The organism is Promicromonospora sp. NPDC110617, from assembly GCF_055598465.1.
In genome coordinates, this window is the sequence record NZ_JBVKBM010000001.1 from 1,477,900 (window position 1) to 1,494,512 (window position 16,613).

Genomic DNA, 16,613 nt, shown 5'->3' on the forward strand with positions numbered 1-16,613 from the left:
GCAGGTCAGCGTGGCTTCCAACGACAGGGGACACGTGAGGGTGATCGGTAGAAGGTCAGGTGGTCGGCACCGCGAGGTGCCGACCACCTGACCTTCTACCGACCATCTGACGTTCTGCCGACCACCGGCCCCGGCACCGCCGCACCACCCTCAGGCGCAGCCGGCCAGTTCCTCCTCGTCCGGGGTGAACCGGATCCAGTCGAAGGCCGCCGTGAGCTCGGGCGTCGCCGCCGGTCCGCGGTAGGCGAACGGCCCGACGTCGGTCGCGGCGAGCTCGCCGGCGGGAGTGGCGCGCCCGAGGTTGACGAAGGTCGCGCCGTCCACGCTGTACGACGCCGTCAGCCACTCGCCGTGGTTCGTGACCCGCAGCCACACGGTGTCGCCCGTCTCCGGCGGGGCCAGCGCGGAGTCCTCCGCTGTCCACGAGTTGTTCCGGTCGACGCCGTTGGCGCGCCACACGAAGTCGAACCGCTTGCCGGCGTCGACGTGCGAGATGTCGATGCGCACCGAGTTGGCGTCGTCGCGCCGCACGATCAGGCCGGCCTGCTGGAAGTTGACCTGCGGGTCGAGCGTGACCTGCGTGGTCACCTCCCAGGGCGTCGCCGGCACCGGCTGCAGCACCAGCGGGGCCGACGTCGAGTTGCCGGTATAGGTCGGGATGCGCCACGCGCCGTCGGCCACGACCGAGCGGTCCAGGGTGCCGCGGACCGCCGTCGACCAGAGCGAACGGTCCAGCGACGTGCCGTCGAGCTCGTCAGAGCCCGCGCCGGTGCACTGCGCGTACATCGGGTCCTCGGGGCGGGTGTTCAGCGGGTCCCGGACGCCGTCGGGATCGAGCACCGCGTGCCCGATCGTCGTGTGCGACCGCTCGCCGTACTCGTAGATCAGGTGCGTCCGGCCGTGGTCGGTGACGAATTGCGGGGACGACGCCCGCCCGGCCTCGGGCGGCGCCGGGCGGGGGATGAACAGCGGCTCGGGCTCGCCGACCTCGGTCAGGGTCCGGTCCACCTGGCGCGCGAAGATCGTGCCGACGGTGGAGCCGTAGACGATGTAGTCCTTGCCCTTCCAGCGCCACAGGTCGGCGGCCGACACGTTCGTGCCCTCCGCCGGTCCCGGCGTCACGATCGGCTCGGGCTCGACCCGCCAGTCCTTGCCGTCACGTGAGTACGCCAGGTTGATGTGCCGCACGTTGGTGTCGTAGTTGGTCATGAACAGCATCGCCCAGCGGTCGCGGGACGACCGGTCGGGGTTGGGGAAGACCCGCGCGTACGACGTCTCGGTGGCGTGCCGGCCGGGCTGCGCGGCGTCGACCATCTCGGTGGTGACCGCCTCGTCGCCGTAGTCGAAGGTGACGCCGTCGGTCGAGGTCGCGTACCGGGTCACCGTGTTGTCGCCGTGGAAGTACAGGTACATCCGGCGCTCGGCGGCGTTCCAGACGGCGTCGGGGGAGGAGACGTGCGGCACGTCGTAGATGCCCTCCCACTGGTTGGAGACCACCGGGCTGCCCTCGTACTGGGTCCACGGCCCGTCGAGGGAGTCGGCGTACATCAGGTTGATGCCGCCCGGGTCGTCGTGCGGCGCGTAGTAGACGTACCACTCGCCGAGCGGGTCCCTCAGGTGCGCCCCGGCGTGGAACACCGACGGGAAGATGAACTCCTGGTTGGGGTTGTGCGGCAGCGTGTCGTCGAGCGGGTCGACGATCGCTCCGGTCGAGGTGAACACGGGCAGCGCGGCTCCGGGCGCCCCGGGCGCGCCCTGACCCGGTGGCGCGGCGGTCGCCGCCTGCGTCACGCCCGGTATCAGCGCGACCACGAGGGCGAGGGTCGCGCCGGCGAGGGCTCGGCGCGCGGTGGGAACAGCCATGATGCGTACTCCTTCGTCGCAGTGCCATGACGTCGCGGTGTGGCGACCGCGCCAGCCTTCGGGCGCACCGGACCGGCGGTCAAGGGAGGTAATCAAGTTCAGCAACGCGGCCGCTGATAATGCGCCACATCCGGCGCCGGCGGCGTCCTGGGCCGCCGTTCCGGGCCCCACGGCCCCGGCCGGGCAGGTTGCTAATAATGCGCATCATCAGATTGACCGCACGCTCGACCGCCCGTGAGACTCCCGGGGTCAACGATGACCCGACCAGGCGTTCGAGGAGGAGCCGTGCCACGTCGTCGCATCACCCAGACGGACGTCGCCGCCATGGCGGGCGTCAGCCAGGCCACCGTCTCGTTCGTGCTCAACGGCAGCACGCCGGCCGGCGTGCGGATCAGCGAGGAGACGCGCCAGCGCGTGCTGGACGCCATCCGCATCACGGGCTACACGGCCAACCCGGCCGCGCAGCGCCTCGCGGGCGGGCTCGCCCAGATCCTCGGCGTCTTCACCTACGAGGCCACGTTCCCGCGCGCCAGCCGCGACTTCTACGGGCCGTTCCTGACCGGGATCGAGCACGCCGCGGAGCGGCTGGGCGTCGACATCCTGCTGTTCACCAGCGCGCCCGTGGCGGACGGCCGCCGCCGCCTCACCCGCGACGGCTGGCAGCGGCTCGGCGTGGCCGACGGCTGCCTGCTGCTCGGCCAGCACGAGCACCGCGGCGAGCTGCAGCACCTGCTCGACACCAACTACCCCTTCGTCTTCATCGGCAAGCGCGGCAGCGACGGCGGCCGGCTGCCCTACGTGGGCGCCGACTACGTGGGCGGGACCGTGCGGCAGATCGACCGCCTGGTCGCCCACGGCCACCAGCGCATCGGCTACGTGGGGATGCGCGGCACCGACCAGCCCACGCTCGACCGCGTCGAGGGCTACCGCACCGCGATGAAGACCCACGGGCTCACCACCCGGTTCGTCGAGCTGGAGGACGTCGCCGCCACCGCGGCCGAGATCGTCGACCAGCGCTTCACCGCCGTCGTCGTGGCCCCGGAGAACCACCCCGAGGAGCTCGCCGACGAGCTCGAACGCCGCGGCCGGCGCGTGCCGGACGACGTCTCGGTGCTGCTGCTCGGGCAGCCGCACCACCCGCGGCGCGGCGGCCGGCAGTGGTCCGGCTTCTCCGTACCCCGCGAGGAGATGGGCGCCCGCGCGCTCTACCTCCTCTCCCGTCTCGTGTCCGACGACGAGCCGCGGCGGGACCGCGACGCCCGGCGGCCCGCCGCCGTGACGGACGCCGAGCTGCACCAGGTCCTCGTGTGCCCGGACGTGGAGGGCGCCACCGTCGCGCCGCCGCCGGGTGCGCGCACCAGCCCCCGAACAGGCTCCCGAACCACGACTGACGACAGGACGGACCACGCGTGACCCCTCAAGACCTGCAGACCGACGTGCTCGTGGTGGGCGCGGGACTCGGCGGCGTCGCCGCCGCGCTGGCCGCCGCCGACCGGGGTGCCCGCGTCGTCCTCACCGAGGAGCACCCCTGGATCGGCGGGCAGCTGACGTCGCAGGGCGTGCCGCCGGACGAGCACCCCTGGGTGGAGCGGTTCGGCGTGACGGCCCGCTACCGCGCGCTGCGCGACGGCATCCGCGACGTCTACCGGCGGCGCTACCGGCTGACCGACGGGGCGCGAGACTGGGCGGAGCTGAACCCGGGCGCCGGGTGGGTGTCCAAGCTGTGCCACGAGCCGCGGGTCGCCGTCGGCGTCCTGGAGGAGATGCTCGCCCCGTACCGCTCGTCCGGCCGCATCCGGCTGCTGGAGCGCGTCCGCCCGACGTCGGCCACCACGGACGGCGACCGCGTCACCTCGGTGACGCTGCGCTCCGTGGTGGACGGCGCGCACGTGACGGTCGCCGCGGCCTACACGATCGACGCGACCGAGACCGGCGAGCTCCTGCCGCTGACCGGCACGGAGTACGTGACCGGCTTCGAGTCGCGGCACGAGACGGGGGAGCCCAGCGCCCCGGACGAGGCCCAGCCGGACAACGTCCAGGCCCTGAGCGTCTGCTTCGTCGTCGAGCACACGGACGGCGACCACACCATCGAGAAGCCGGAGCGCTACGACTTCTGGCGCACCTACGCGCCGGCCGCCTGGGGTGGCGAGCAGCTCCTGTCGTGGACGGCGCCCAACCCGCGCACGCTCGCGCTGGAGAAGCGGTCGTTCACCCCGAACCCGGGCGACGACCCGCTCGCCGTGGATGCCGACCAGTCGAAGAACGCCGGCGACGGCAACCTGTGGCTGTTCCGGCGCATCGCCGCGCGCGACCTGCACGAGCCGGGTTTCTACGAGAGCGATCTGTGCCTGGTGAACTGGCCGAGCATCGACTACTTCCTGGGCCACGTCCTGGACGTGACCCGCGAGGAGGAGGAGGCCCGGATCGCCGACGCCCGGCAGCTCAGCCTCTCGATGCTCTACTGGATGCAGACCGAGGCGCCGCGGCCCGACGGCGGCACGGGGTTCCCGGGCCTGCGCCTGCGCCCCGACGTCATGGGCAACGCGGACGGCCTGGCCCAGGCCGCGTACCACCGCGAGTCCCGCCGGATCAGGGCGGTCACGACGGTCACCGAGAACGACGTCTCCTACGCCGTGCGCGGCGACCGGGGCGCCACCCGGTACGCGGACTCGGTCGGCGTGGGCATGTACCGGATCGACCTGCACCCCTCCACGGGCGGCGACACCTACATCGACGTGCCGTCCACCCCGTTCGAGATCCCCCTCGGCGCCCTGCTGCCGCGGCGCACGACCAACCTGCTCGCGGGCAACAAGAACATCGGCACCACGCACATCACGAACGGGTGCTACCGGCTGCACCCGGTCGAGTGGAACGTGGGCGAGGCCGCCGGCCACCTGGCCGCGCACTGCGTCGCCACCGGCCGCACCCCGCACGCGGTCCAGTCCGAGCCGGACCTGCTCGCCGACTACCAGGCCGAGCTCGTCGCCTCCGGCGTCGAGCTGCGCTGGCCGGCCGAGGCCCACCCGTACTGACGCCGAAGGCGTCCACCCGTACCGACGCCGAAGGCGTCCACCCCACTGACGCACCCCCTGTTCAAAGGAGAACTGATGTCTGCACTGCACCCCCGGACCCGCAGGACGGCGGGAACCGCCGCCGTCCTCGGGACGGCCCTGGCCCTGACCGCGTGCGCGGGCGGGACCGACGCGCCCGTGGGCGAGCCCGAGACCCCGTCCGAGCCGGTCGACCTGCGGATGACCGTCTGGACGGCGGACCAGACCCAGCTCGACCTCTTCCAGTCCATCGCGGACGCCTACGTGGCCGACAACCCGGAGCTGGCCGCGAGCGTGACGTTCGAGACCATCCCGTTCGAGGACTACACGACGGCGCTGACCACGCAGCTCGCGGGCGGCAACGCCCCGGACCTGGCGTGGATCTTCGAGAGCAACGCCCCGGAGTTCGTGGCCAGCGGCGCGCTCGTGGACCTGGCCCCGGTGCTCGAGGGCACCGACGGCTACGCGTACGACGACCTGGTGCCCAGCGCCCTGTCGCTGTGGCAGGACGGCGACGGGCTGTACGCCTACCCGTTCTCCAACAGCCCGTTCGCGATGTTCGTCAACACCGACCAGATCGAGGCTGCGGGCCAGCCCAACCCGGTCGACCTGGTCGCGGACGGCACGTGGACCTTCGACGCCGCCCGCGACATCGCCGCGGCGACGGCCGCGGACTCGGGCAAGCAGGGCCTGGTGGTGCGGGACTTCGACTACCAGGCGTGGGAGAACCTGGCGACGGTCTGGTCCGGGTGGCAGGCGGCCCCCTGGAGCGCGGACGGGACGCAGTGCACCTTCACGGAGCCGGAGATGGTCGACGCCATGACCTGGTTCCACGACGCCGTGTTCACCGACGGCGCCCTGCCGACGCCGGGTACCACCGCCGACTTCTTCGCCGGGGACGCCGCGATGACGATCACCCAGATCAGCCGGGCGTCGTCGCTTGACGACTCCTTCCACTGGGACATCGTGCCCATGCCCGAGGGCCCGGCCGGCAAGCAGAACGTCGTGGGCCAGGCCGGGGTCGGGGTCTTCGCCGCGAGCGAGCACCCGGACGTCGCCGCCGACTTCCTCGCGTACTTCACCAACCCGGAGAACGCCGAGCAGCTCGCGGCCTACTTCCCGCCGCCCCGCCAGTCCCTGCTCAACGGGGACAGCCTGGCCGCCGCCAACCCGAAGCTCACCGCCGACCAGCTCGAGGCCGTGGTCGTCGAGGGCGTCGAGGACGCGGTGACCAAGCCGGCGCACAAGAACTTCGCCAAGCTGTCGGAGACGGTGCGCGCCGAGCTCGACGCGCTCTGGGTTGAGGACGCCGACGTCGAGGCCGTCCTGGCCGACACCTGCTCGGCGATCACGCCGCTGCTGGAGGACTGACCGTGGCAACGGCGTCAGCGGCGGCGCGCCGCGACTGGCTCGTCGGGTACACCATGGTCGCCCCGGTGGTGCTGGGGTCTCTCGCCTTCGTCGTCCTGCCGCTCGGCATGGTGGTCTGGTACTCCCTGCACGAGTGGAACGTCCTGGCGAACACGTTCACGTTCGTCGGGGCGGAGAACTACCAGCGCATGGCGTCCGACCCCGGGCTGACGGACGCGCTGCTCGCGACCGTGTGGTTCTCGATCGGGCTCGTCGTGGTGAACATCGCGCTGGCGCTGTTGCTCGCCGTCCTGCTCAACCAGAAGCTGCCCGGGACCACGACGTTCCGGACGTTCTTCTTCTCGCCGGTCGTCGTCTCGCTGGTCGCCTGGACGATCGTCTGGAGCTTCCTGCTCCAGGCCGACGGCGGTATCAACGGGTTCCTGGAGCAGGTCGGTGTCCAGGGGCCGAATTGGCTGCGGCATCCCACCACGGCCATGATCGCCGTGATCATCGTCCAGGTGTTCAAGAACGTCGGGCTGAACATGATCCTGTTCCTCGCCGCCCTGCAGGGCGTGCCCGAGGAGCTGCAGGAGGCGGCCCGGCTGGACGGGGCCGGCGCGTGGCGCCGGTTCCGCTCGATCACCCTGCCGCTGATCAGCCCGACGATCCTGCTGGTCTCGATCATCACGATCGTCGGCTCGCTCGAGGTGTTCGCGCAGATCGACGTCCTCACCGGCGGCGGCCCCGGGAACTCGACCACCGTCCTCGTCTACTACCTGTACCAGCAGGCGTTCCGGTTCAACGAGTTCGGCTACGCCAGCGCGCTGGCGGTGCTGCTGTTCGTCGTCGTCCTCGTACTGACGCTCCTGCAGTGGCAGTCGCGCAAGAGATGGGTCTTCCATGAAGTCTGACGTGAAGCCTGACGTGCCGTCCGGCGTGCAGCCGGACCCGGCGTCCGACGTGCTGTCCGAGCCAGAACCCGGGCCCGAGGGTTCCGCCCCGCGCCGCCGGGGGCTGGGCGCCCGGGCCCGCGGGCGCCTGACCCGCTGGCTGCTCGTGCTGGTCCTGGCCGTGCTGAGCGTGCCGTTCGTCTTCCCCACCTGGTGGATGGCGACCTCCAGCCTCAAGCCGATGAGCGAGATCCTGCGCCGGGTGCCGACCATCTGGCCCCAGGACCCGTCGCTGGAGGCCTACGGGCGGGTGTTCACGCTGCAGCCGTTCGCGCAGCAGTACTGGAACTCGCTGTACATCGCGGTGCTGGTCACGGTCGGCACCATGCTCGTGGCGGCGATGGCCGGCTACGCGTTCGCGCGGATCCGGTTCCCCGGGGCCAACGCGCTGTTCGTCCTGGTGCTCGTGGGGCTGCTCGTGCCCTCGGAGGTGACGATCGTCCCGCTGTTCCGCATCGTCAACAGCCTCGGGCTCATCAACACGCACTGGCCGCTCGTCGTGATCCCGGTGCTCGGGGCGCCCGCCGTCCTGGCCGTCTTCATCATGCGCCAGTTCTTCCTGGGGCTGCCCACCGAGCTGGAGGAGGCGGGCCGGATCGACGGCCTCGGGCGCTGGGGCGTCTTCTGGCGCATCGCCGTCCCGCTGTCGCGGTCGGCGCTCGGCGCCGTGGCGATCTTCACGTTCCTCAAGTCCTGGAACCTGTACCTCGAACCCATCGTGTACCTGTCCAGCAAGGAGAACTTCACGCTGCCGCAGGCGCTGACGCAGTACGTCGACGCGTACGGCGGCCCGATGTGGAACGTCCAGCTAGCAGCGACGACACTCACCGTGCTACCCGTCCTGGCCGTCTTCCTCGTGGCGCAGAAGCAGTTCGTCCAGGGGCTCGCGCACAGCGGCCTCAAGGGCTGACCGACGGCGGCACGCTCCCGGGCGTGCCGCCGTCCGCCGCCTCGCCTCGCCGGGGTGAAAAGCAGGTGTGATGCTAACGTGAAGCGCTCTCTATCGATCGCTTCACATGTAAGGAGTCCTGGCCTTCCCTGTGTGACCACCCGGCAGACCCGGGGGGAGCGGAGGGCCGTTGTGATGAGTACCTCAGAAACCACCAAGACCCTGCTGGGGCGTGTCCAGCACGCCGCACGCCGGGTCGAACGGGCCGCACGCGGCCCGCAGGACCACCGCGTCGGGACCGACCGCATCGTCTTCGGCGTCGCCGGCCTGATCGCGCTCGCGTTCATCGTGTGGGGCTTCGCCAGCCCCGACAGCCTCGGCTCCGTCGCCGACAACGCGCTGAGCGCCGTCCTGAAGAACTTCGGCTGGCTGTTCGTCACCGCGGCCACCATCTTCACCGTCTTCGTGATCGTCGTGGCGATGGGCAAGTTCGGCAAGATCCCCCTGGGGCAGGACGGCGAGAAGCCGCAGTTCTCCACCCCGTCCTGGATCGCGATGATGTTCGCGACCGGCATGGGCATCGGCCTCATGTTCTACGGCGTGGGCGAGCCCCTGTACTTCTACATGGCGCCCCCGCCCGGCACCGTCGACGGGTCCACGCCCGCCGCCGCGTCCACCGCGATGGGGCAGACCCTGTTCCACTGGACCCTCTACCCCTGGGCGATGTACGCCATCGTGGGCCTCGGCATGGCCTACGGCACCTACCGCCTGGGCCGCGCGCAGCTGTTCAGCTCGATGTTCACCTCGCTGTTCGGCCGCAAGGCCGTCAACGGCGCGGGCGGCCGGGTCATCAACATCCTCGCCATCCTCGCCACCCTCTTCGGCTCCGCCTGCTCCCTGGGCCTCGGCGCCCTGCAGATCGGCGGCGGCATCCAGCACTCGGGCGTCATGGAGTCCGTCGGCACGGCCACGCTCGTGGTCATCATCGCCATCCTGACCTGCCTGTTCGTCCTCTCGGCCGTCTCCGGCATCGAGCGCGGCATCCAGTGGCTGTCCAACGCCAACATGTGGCTCGCGCTCCTGCTCGCGATCATCGTCTTCATCGGCGGACCCACGCTGTTCATCCTCAACGTGCTGCCCGCCTCCCTCGGTGCCTTCGTCGGCAACCTGCCCGAGATGGCCTCGCGGACCGCGGCGTCCGGCGACCAGGCGCTCGCGGACTGGATGGGCTCCTGGACCATCTTCTACTGGGCCTGGTGGGTGTCCTGGACGCCGTTCGTCGGCCCGTTCATCGCCCGCATCTCGCGCGGCCGCACCGTGCGCCAGTTCGTCACCGGCGTGCTGCTGGTGCCCTCGATCGTCTCCACGGTGTGGTTCGCGATCTTCGGCGGCGGCGCGATCGGCCTGCAGGAGCGCGCCGAGCAGGCGCAGGACACGGGCGCGGCCCTCGCCGCGATCGGTCAGGGCGGGGCCGACATCAACTTCGACCTCATCTTCTTCCAGCTGCTCGGCGCCCTGCCGGTGCCCGGCTGGGTCGGGATCGCGCTGATGATCCTCGCCGTCGTGCTCGTTGCGATCTTCTTCGTCACCGGCGCTGACTCGGCCTCGATCATCATGGGCGGGTTGTCCGAGAACGGTGCCGAGAACCCCACCAGGAAGTCGGTGATCTTCTGGGGCGTGAGCACCGGCGCCGTGGCGGCCGCGATGCTGCTGGCCGGCGGCGACGACCCGGCCGCGGCACTGAACGGCCTGAAGAACATCACCATCGTCTCGGCGTTGCCGTTCGTCGTGGTGATGCTGGTGCTCTGCGTCGCGCTCTGGAAGGACCTCTCCAGCGACCCGCTCGTCCTCAAGCGGGAGCTGGCGGTGCAGGTGCTGGCCGAGACGGTCGACACCGGCGTCGAGAAGCACGACGGCGAGCCGTTCGAGCTCTCCACGTCGGCGTCGGCCCCGGAGGCGGACGCGGACGACACCCCGGCGACCCCGGAGAACGGGGTGCCGCTCGTCGCCGACGGCGGCGCTGCCCTCAAGGACTGACCGCCGCGCCACCTGTCAGACGTACAGGTCACTCCCGTGACCTGTACGTCTGACAGCGGCGAAATTCCGTTGCCCCGGGCGTGTTCCGCGCAGGACGGTGTCCCCATGACCGATACCTCGCGCCTGCTCCGGGCGTACGACGAGCAGCTCCGCACCGACGCCGAGACGCCGAGCGCGATCTCCGTGACCGTCCTCGGGCCGCTGCGGCTGGTGACCTTCCTGGGCGGGCGCGGCTTCGTCACCTACCGGGACCTGGGCGGGGCCGACGAGGCGCGGGTGCAGGAGCTCGTCGAGGAGGCCGTCGCCCACTTCCGGGCGGACGGCGGCATCACGAAGGTCGAGTGGAAGACCCGCGGCCACGACCACGCGCCGGGCCTGCACGAGGCCCTGCTGAAGCACGGGTTCGTCGCCGAGGAGCCCGAGTCGATCATGATCGGTGACGCGGCGGCCCTCGCGGTCGACGTCCCGCTGCCCGACGGCGTCACGCTGCGCCGCGTCACCGAGGAGCCGGACGTCCGCGCCATGTGCGCCATGCAGGACGAGGTGTTCGGCAGCCCGGTCTCGGACAGCACCGCGAACGCGATCCTGCGCCGGCAGGCGATCGACCCCGAGATGGAGCTGTGGGTCGCGGAGGCCGACGGCGAGATCGTGACCGCGGGCCGGCTGGAGCCCGTGCCGGGTACCGACTTCGCCGGGATCTGGGGTGGCTGCACCCGCCCGGGGTGGCGGGGCAAGGGCATCTACCGGGCACTGACGGCGGCCCGTGCGCGCTCGGCCCTCGCGCAGGGCAAGACCCTGGTCCACAGCGACTCCACCGAGTACTCCCGCCCCATCCTGGAGCGCTACGGCTTCGCCCGGGTGTCCACCACGACGCCCTACGTCTGGGAGCGCTGAGCGTCAGCCCGCGCGCCGTCGGCCCATGATGTTCGCCGGCTCGCTGACGCCGGCGTACCGGAACCCGGGGATCAGGTCCACGAACCCGAGGCGGCGGTAGAGCACCTTGGCCCGGTCGGCGGGGTCGGCGGTGGTGGACAGCAGGGTGTGGCGGTGCGCGGCCCGGCCGAGCAGCTCCCGCATCAGCGCGGTCCCCAGGCCCCGTCCCTGGTGCTCCGGCAGGACCTCCAGCTCGTTCAGCTCGAACGCGTCCTCGGTCCACCCGCCGTGCCCGGCACGCTCCAGCGCCGGCCCCACCTGCTGCGGCCACCAGTGGCCGGGCTGGTAGTCGAACCCGTACACGAACCCCACCAGCGTCTCGCCCTCGAACGCGCCGAGCGTCAACGCGCCGTCGTACAGCGGCAGGTAGGCGAGCCGGGTGTCCCGGAAGTGGTCGCGCCGCTCGTCGGAGTAGCCGAACGCCCGCTGGAACACCCCGGCGATCTCGTCCGCGCGCCGGAGCACCTCGGAGGTGTCCAGCGCGCGGATCGTCATGTGCGCACGCTAGCGCCGTCGGGCGGAGCCGTCGCGAGGGACGACCGACGCCAGGTAGGTGCGCACCTCGGCGTCGGACCAGCCGTGCGCCTCGCGCAGGCCCGCGGCTATCGTCGCCAGGTAGGCGGGGGACGGCGCCGTGTGCGGCCGGCCCGCGTGCCCGTGCGGCGCGGTGAAGGTGAGCATCGGCAGCCCGTCCAGCCGCCCCACGGCAATGAGCGTCTCGTACCGACCCGGCCCCGCGGTGTGGCGCCGCGCGATCCCCGAGCGGAGCGTGGCCTCCAGCGGATCGTCGAGGACGGGGACGCGGTGCATCTCCTGGGCCGCGATGTCGGCGAGCTGGGCGGCGGTGATCCGGTACGCCCGGGCCGGTGTCGGGCCCTCGGCGTCGTGGTCGTAGAACGCCGTGCCGCCACCCCAGACGGCGGACTCGCCCGCGAACCAGAGGCGTCCGGGCAGCTCGACCGCCCGGTCCTCGCTCGGCATCGTGCGGTCGCGCGCCCCGGGGTAGCGGCGTCGCGCACCGGGCGGGCACCCGCCCTCGGGGTAGCAGGCGAGCCGGGCCCGGGCCATGTTGGACCCGTAGCTCACGTACCAGACCTCGGTGCTCAGCGGACTCTCCTCGGTGCCGGGGGGTCCCGCACACGCTACGCACTATGCCACCGCCACGGAACCACGGTTACGGCCGCAGGCCCTGCCGGAGAGTCCCTGGACGGAACGCGAGGGGCACCGTGTACGTTGCCCAGGCGGAGTTGGACAAGCGTCCTAGACTCGAAGGTGCAGGGTTTCTCACGAGGTGGAGTGTGTGCCGTGGTTCAAGGCAAGGTCATCAGGTTCGACGAGGTTCGCGGCTATGGTTTCGTTGCCCCGGACACCGGTGGGGACGACGTGTTCATCCACGTCAACGACCTCGAGTTCGACAAGCGCCACCTCGCGGTGGGCGCGGTCGTGGACTTCGCGGTGGAGGACGGTGACCGCGGCCTGAAGGCCTCGACGGTCACGCTGGTGACGCCGGCTCCGGCCCTGGCCCCGGCGATGGCGTCGGCCGCCGTCGGCGCGGGTGCGACCACCACGCCCGTGCCCACCTTTCTCCCGCCCCTGCCTGACGCCGGGTCGCGCCCCGACGGCGAGGGCCCGTCCGAGCGGGAGCTCGCGGTCGAGGTGACCGAGGTACTGCTCGCCGGGGTGCCCACGCTCACCGCCGAGCAGGTGCTCGCGACCCGGGGCGCGTTCGTCGCGGTGGCGCGTTCGCACGGATGGGTGTGAAATTTCACCCGAGGTGTTACCGCCCTGTTTCCGTTCTTGATGCTCGGCGACGGTGCCGCTACGGAGCGATATCAGGTCGGTAACGATCAGTTCCAGCAAACGGCGAAGTAGGGCAAACCCTCCCATCGCGTGAGTAGCGTGAGCGGAAACCTTGACGGTGACGGACATCTCACCCCTGCGCTGAGGCGGACGGCGGTGGTTCGTGACCGTCATCCCCATGAGGAGGAACATTGAAGATCAGGCGACTGAGCGCCGCCGTCGCAGTGGCCGCCAGTGGCGCGCTGCTGTTCTCGGCGTGCACCAGCCCGGCGGGGAACGACGACCCGACCGAAGGTGAAGCCACTGCGACCTCGGCCTCGGCCGACGGCCCGTGCAAGGCAGATCTCGGGGATGTCACCACCGCAGACGGTGAGATCAAGGTGTCCGTCGAGGACGAGTTCCTCGGCTACAACTCGAACACCCCGGAGACCTACTCCACCTACAACAGCGCCGTGACGGAGCGCCTCTTCGGCGGCTTCTGGTACTTCGGTGACGACGGTGCGATCTGCGCCGACGAGCAGTACGGCACCTACGAGGCCGTGTCCGAGGACCCGCTGCAGGTCGAGTACACCCTCAACGACGAGGCGACCTGGTCCGACGGCACCCCGATCACCTACGCGGACTACGTGCTCGACTGGGCGGCCCAGGCGATCACCGAGGACGGCAAGGTCACCAAGGACGGCTCCGAGGTGCCGCTGTTCAACCACATCTCCGGTCTGAGCCTGGGCGACTACGTCCCCGAGGGCCCGCAGGCGGACTCGCCGGACGCGAAGTCGTTCACCTACGACTACGAGCGCGTGTACGCCGACTGGAAGATCCAGATCGGCTCGCCGTTCCCGGCGCACGTGGTCGCCGAGCAGGCCGGCGTCTCCACCGAGGAGCTCGTCACCGCCATCCAGGACCTCGACATGGGCGTCCTGAAGAAGGCTGCCAAGTTCTGGAACGAGGGCTGGCTGTCGCAGCCGGGCGAGGTTCCGGACCCGGCGATCGCTCCGGTCAGCGGCCCGTACGACTTCAAGGCCGACGGCTGGGAGGCCGGTCAGTACATCACCCTCGAGGCGAACGACAAGTACTGGGGCACCCCGGCCGCGACGAAGGAGCTGACGATCCGCTTCGTCGCCGCCGACGCGCAGATCCAGGCCCTCGCCAACGGTGACCTCGACGTCATCCAGCCGAACGGCCCCACGGTCGACACGACGACGCAGCTCGAGCAGCTCGGTGACGCCGTCACGGTGGACACCAACCAGAACCTGACCTGGGAGCACCTCGACTTCAACTTCAACTCGGGCATCTTCTCCGACTCCCTGGAGGCCCGTGAGGCGTTCGCGCTCTGCGTGCCGCGCCAGAAGATCGTGGACGACCTGATCAAGCCGATCGCCCCCGAGGCCGTGGTCATGAACGCCCGCGAGGTCTTCCCCTTCCAGGAGAACTACGAGGACGTCGTCTCGCAGTCCTACAACGGCCAGTACGACGAGGTCGACCTCGACGCCGCCAAGGAGAAGTTCGCGGCCGCGGGCCTCAAGGAGGGCGAGAAGGTTCGCATCGGCTACGCCGCGCCGAACCCGCGTCGTGCCGCCGAGGTCGAGGCCATCAAGTCCTCGTGCGACCAGGTCGGCTTCGACATCGTCGACTCCGCCGCGCCGGACTTCTTCGACAAGGACCTGCCGAACGGTGACTACGAGGTGGCGCTGTTCGCCTGGGCCGGCTCGGGCCAGATCGCCTCGGGCGAGAACATCTACGCCAGCACCGGTCAGCAGAACTACGGCGGCTACGCCGACGACACCGTCGACGAGGCGTGGAAGACGCTCGCCTCGACCACGGACGAGACGGTGCACGCCGAGCAGACCGTGATCATCGAGAAGCAGCTGTGGGACACGCTCTTCGGTATCCCGCTGTTCGCCCACCCGGGCGTCATCGCCAGCAGCTCCAGCCTGGAGAACGTGCGGAACACCGCCGCCCAGAGCGGCGTCGTGTGGAACGCCGAGCAGTGGGCCCGCGCCTCCTGACGCGAGCCTGACGAAAGACCTGCGGGGAAGGGTGCCTCTGGTCCCTTCCCCGCAGGGCTGTCCGCCTCCACCCGGGATTATTTCCAGTCCTGACCTGGGCGGATGGCGGCAATTTTCATCCGGTGTCCTATAGTGACACGCTGATCGCATTCCCCAGCAGACGCCGTGCTGCGTCCGCCTCGAAGGGCCAACCCGTGCTCAAGTTCATCCTCCGGCGCATCGGCGCCTCGGCGCTCGTCCTGCTCGGCGCCTCATTGCTCATGTACGTCCTGACCATCAACTCGGGCGATCCCCTCAAGGACCTGCGCGAGTCCAACGACCCGAACCGCGACCAGCTCATCGACCAGCGGATCGCGATCATGCGGCTCGACGATCCCTGGTACGAGCGGTACTGGGACTGGCTCAAGGGCGTCGGAGGTTGTTTCACAGGGAACTGCGACCTCGGCGTCACGGTCAACGGCGTCGACGTGCTGGGCCTGACGCAGCAGGCGGCGGTCTCGACGCTGCGCCTCATCACCATCGCCACGGTGCTCGCGATCGTCGTCGGCATCGCGCTCGGCATCCTCACGGCGATCCGGCAGTACTCCGGCTTCGACTACAGCGTGACCTTCAGCGCGTTCCTCTTCTTCTCGCTGCCGGTCTTCTGGGCGGCGACGCTGCTCAAGGAGTACGCGGCCATCCAGTACAACAACTGGATCGCGGTGGGCCAGTACGCGCCATGGACCATAGTCATCATCGCGGTGGTGGCGGGGTTCCTGATCCAGGCGGTGCTCGGCGGGTCCCGGAAACGCCGGCTGGTGACGGCCGCGGCCGTGTTCGCCTTCGTCGCGGTCATGCTCTTCGTCTTCAACGCCCTCGACTGGTGGCGCAACCCGATGTTCGGCATCGGCGGCGTGCTTCTGGTCTCAGCCGCGGGGGCCGTGCTCGTCACCGCACTGGTCGCGGGCCTGCGTAACCGGCGTGCCCTCTACGCATCGCTCACCACCGTCGTCGTGGGCGTCATCGCCTACCTCGTCTTCGCGCCGCTCCTGGTCAACCAGCCGTCCTGGGCGCTGCTCGCGGGGCTGTTCGTGCTCGCGATCGTCGTCTCGGTGGCCGTCGGCGCCGCCTGGGGTGGCTACGCGCGCAAGCAGTCGATGCTGGTCACCGGTATCACCGGCGTCATCACCAGCCTGATGGTCTTCGCGGACCTCCTGATCGCGCACTGGGCCAGCTTCCTGGGCGTCAAGTCGCGACCCATCTCGACGATCGGCTCCCAGACCCCGAACTTCACCGGGGGCTTCTGGGAGCAGGTGCTCGACATGGCGACGCAGATCCTGCTGCCGACCATCCTGCTCACCCTGGTCTCGGTGGCGACGCACTCCCGGTACACGCGGTCGTCGATGCTCGAGACCCTGAACCAGGACTACGTGCGCACGGCCCGGTCGAAGGGCCTGTCGGAGCGCGAGGTCATCGTCAAGCACGCCTTCCGCAACGCCCTCATCCCGATCACCACGATCGTCGCCTTCGACTTCGCGGCCCTCATCGGCGGCGCGGTCATCACCGAGCAGGTGTTCGGCTGGAAGGGCATGGGTGCCCTGTTCCAGGACGGCCTGAACGCCGTGGACCCGGCGCCGGTCATGGCGTTCTTCCTCGTCACGGGTATTGCCGCCGTGCTGATGAACCTGCTGGCAGATATCGCGTACGCGGCCCTCGACCCCCGGATCCGGCGCTGAGCGCGGGCCACGGCAGG

At 70.5% G+C, this 16,613-nt stretch carries 13 protein-coding genes; 10 read left to right on the forward strand and 3 right to left on the reverse strand.

What is annotated here, in order from left to right:
- Window positions 1–150: 150 nt before the first annotated feature.
- Window positions 151–1,863, reverse strand: a complete 1,713-nt coding sequence (locus tag ACZ7LE_RS06460) for a DUF1349 domain-containing protein (protein WP_470402482.1) — start codon at window positions 1,861–1,863, stop codon at window positions 151–153.
- A 285-nt stretch (window positions 1,864–2,148) separates the two neighbouring features.
- On the opposite strand from ACZ7LE_RS06460, the gene ACZ7LE_RS06465 reads away from it, so the two are divergent.
- The 7 genes from ACZ7LE_RS06465 (at window position 2,149) to ACZ7LE_RS06495 (ending at window position 11,036) form a co-directional block, all read left to right on the forward strand.
- Window positions 2,149–3,276, forward strand: coding sequence for a LacI family DNA-binding transcriptional regulator (locus tag ACZ7LE_RS06465; protein ID WP_470402483.1), 1,128 nt, complete (start codon window positions 2,149–2,151; stop codon window positions 3,274–3,276).
- Complete coding sequence (locus ACZ7LE_RS06470) at window positions 3,273–4,895, forward strand: FAD-dependent oxidoreductase (protein ID WP_470402484.1); 1,623 nt, start codon at window positions 3,273–3,275, stop codon at window positions 4,893–4,895. The genes ACZ7LE_RS06465 and ACZ7LE_RS06470 overlap by 4 nt, the downstream gene beginning before the upstream one ends.
- Before the next feature lie 75 nt (window positions 4,896–4,970).
- On the forward strand, window positions 4,971–6,284 hold the full coding sequence (locus tag ACZ7LE_RS06475; RefSeq protein WP_470402485.1) for an ABC transporter substrate-binding protein: 1,314 nt from the start codon (window positions 4,971–4,973) through the stop codon (window positions 6,282–6,284).
- Between the two features lie 2 nt (window positions 6,285–6,286).
- Window positions 6,287–7,177: a carbohydrate ABC transporter permease gene (locus tag ACZ7LE_RS06480; RefSeq protein ID WP_470402486.1), complete on the forward strand. Its 891-nt coding sequence runs from the start codon at window positions 6,287–6,289 to the stop codon at window positions 7,175–7,177.
- Window positions 7,167–8,126 (forward strand): carbohydrate ABC transporter permease, encoded by a 960-nt coding sequence (locus ACZ7LE_RS06485; RefSeq protein ID WP_470402487.1) that lies wholly within the window; start codon window positions 7,167–7,169, stop codon window positions 8,124–8,126. Before ACZ7LE_RS06480 ends, ACZ7LE_RS06485 begins: the two co-directional genes overlap by 11 nt.
- Before the next feature lie 174 nt (window positions 8,127–8,300).
- A complete protein-coding gene (locus ACZ7LE_RS06490; protein ID WP_470402488.1) occupies window positions 8,301–10,142 on the forward strand; it encodes a BCCT family transporter in 1,842 nt (613 codons plus the stop codon).
- A gap of 105 nt (window positions 10,143–10,247) precedes the next feature.
- Window positions 10,248–11,036, forward strand: coding sequence for a GNAT family N-acetyltransferase (locus ACZ7LE_RS06495; RefSeq protein WP_470402489.1), 789 nt, complete (start codon window positions 10,248–10,250; stop codon window positions 11,034–11,036).
- Between the two features lie 3 nt (window positions 11,037–11,039).
- Here the strand turns inward: ACZ7LE_RS06495 and ACZ7LE_RS06500 are convergent, their stop codons facing one another.
- Both ACZ7LE_RS06500 and ACZ7LE_RS06505 read right to left on the reverse strand, forming a co-directional pair.
- Entirely contained in the window at window positions 11,040–11,570 is a 531-nt protein-coding gene (locus ACZ7LE_RS06500) for a GNAT family N-acetyltransferase (RefSeq protein WP_470402490.1), read from the reverse strand.
- Between the two features lie 9 nt (window positions 11,571–11,579).
- A complete protein-coding gene (locus ACZ7LE_RS06505; protein WP_470402491.1) occupies window positions 11,580–12,161 on the reverse strand; it encodes a histone deacetylase in 582 nt (193 codons plus the stop codon).
- 219 nt (window positions 12,162–12,380) lie between these two features.
- Between ACZ7LE_RS06505 and ACZ7LE_RS06510 the strand changes: the two genes are divergently transcribed.
- The 3 genes from ACZ7LE_RS06510 to ACZ7LE_RS06520 all read left to right on the forward strand — a co-directional run bounded on the left by ACZ7LE_RS06510 (window position 12,381) and on the right by ACZ7LE_RS06520 (window position 16,596).
- The gene (locus ACZ7LE_RS06510; protein WP_470402492.1) at window positions 12,381–12,836 is read left to right on the forward strand and encodes a cold-shock protein; all 456 of its coding nucleotides are present in this window, start codon (window positions 12,381–12,383) and stop codon (window positions 12,834–12,836) included.
- A 230-nt stretch (window positions 12,837–13,066) separates the two neighbouring features.
- A complete protein-coding gene (locus tag ACZ7LE_RS06515) occupies window positions 13,067–14,881 on the forward strand; it encodes an ABC transporter substrate-binding protein (protein WP_470402493.1) in 1,815 nt (604 codons plus the stop codon).
- Window positions 14,882–15,075: 194 nt separating this feature from the next.
- Window positions 15,076–16,596, forward strand: a complete 1,521-nt coding sequence (locus ACZ7LE_RS06520; RefSeq protein WP_470402494.1) for an ABC transporter permease — start codon at window positions 15,076–15,078, stop codon at window positions 16,594–16,596.
- The last annotated feature ends 17 nt before the right edge of the window (window positions 16,597–16,613 follow it).

Bases quoted from the DNA above. Each gene is read 5' to 3' on its own strand.
- ACZ7LE_RS06490 (WP_470402488.1), top strand. From the start codon at position 8,301: ATGAGTACCTCAGAAACCACCAAGACCCTGCTGGGGCGTGTCCAGCAC.
- ACZ7LE_RS06495 (WP_470402489.1), top strand. From the start codon at position 10,248: ATGACCGATACCTCGCGCCTGCTCCGGGCGTACGACGAGCAGCTCCGC.
- ACZ7LE_RS06485 (WP_470402487.1), top strand. From the start codon at position 7,167: ATGAAGTCTGACGTGAAGCCTGACGTGCCGTCCGGCGTGCAGCCGGAC.
- ACZ7LE_RS06460 (WP_470402482.1), bottom strand. From the start codon at position 1,863: ATGGCTGTTCCCACCGCGCGCCGAGCCCTCGCCGGCGCGACCCTCGCC.
- ACZ7LE_RS06500 (WP_470402490.1), bottom strand. From the start codon at position 11,570: ATGACGATCCGCGCGCTGGACACCTCCGAGGTGCTCCGGCGCGCGGAC.
- ACZ7LE_RS06475 (WP_470402485.1), top strand. From the start codon at position 4,971: ATGTCTGCACTGCACCCCCGGACCCGCAGGACGGCGGGAACCGCCGCC.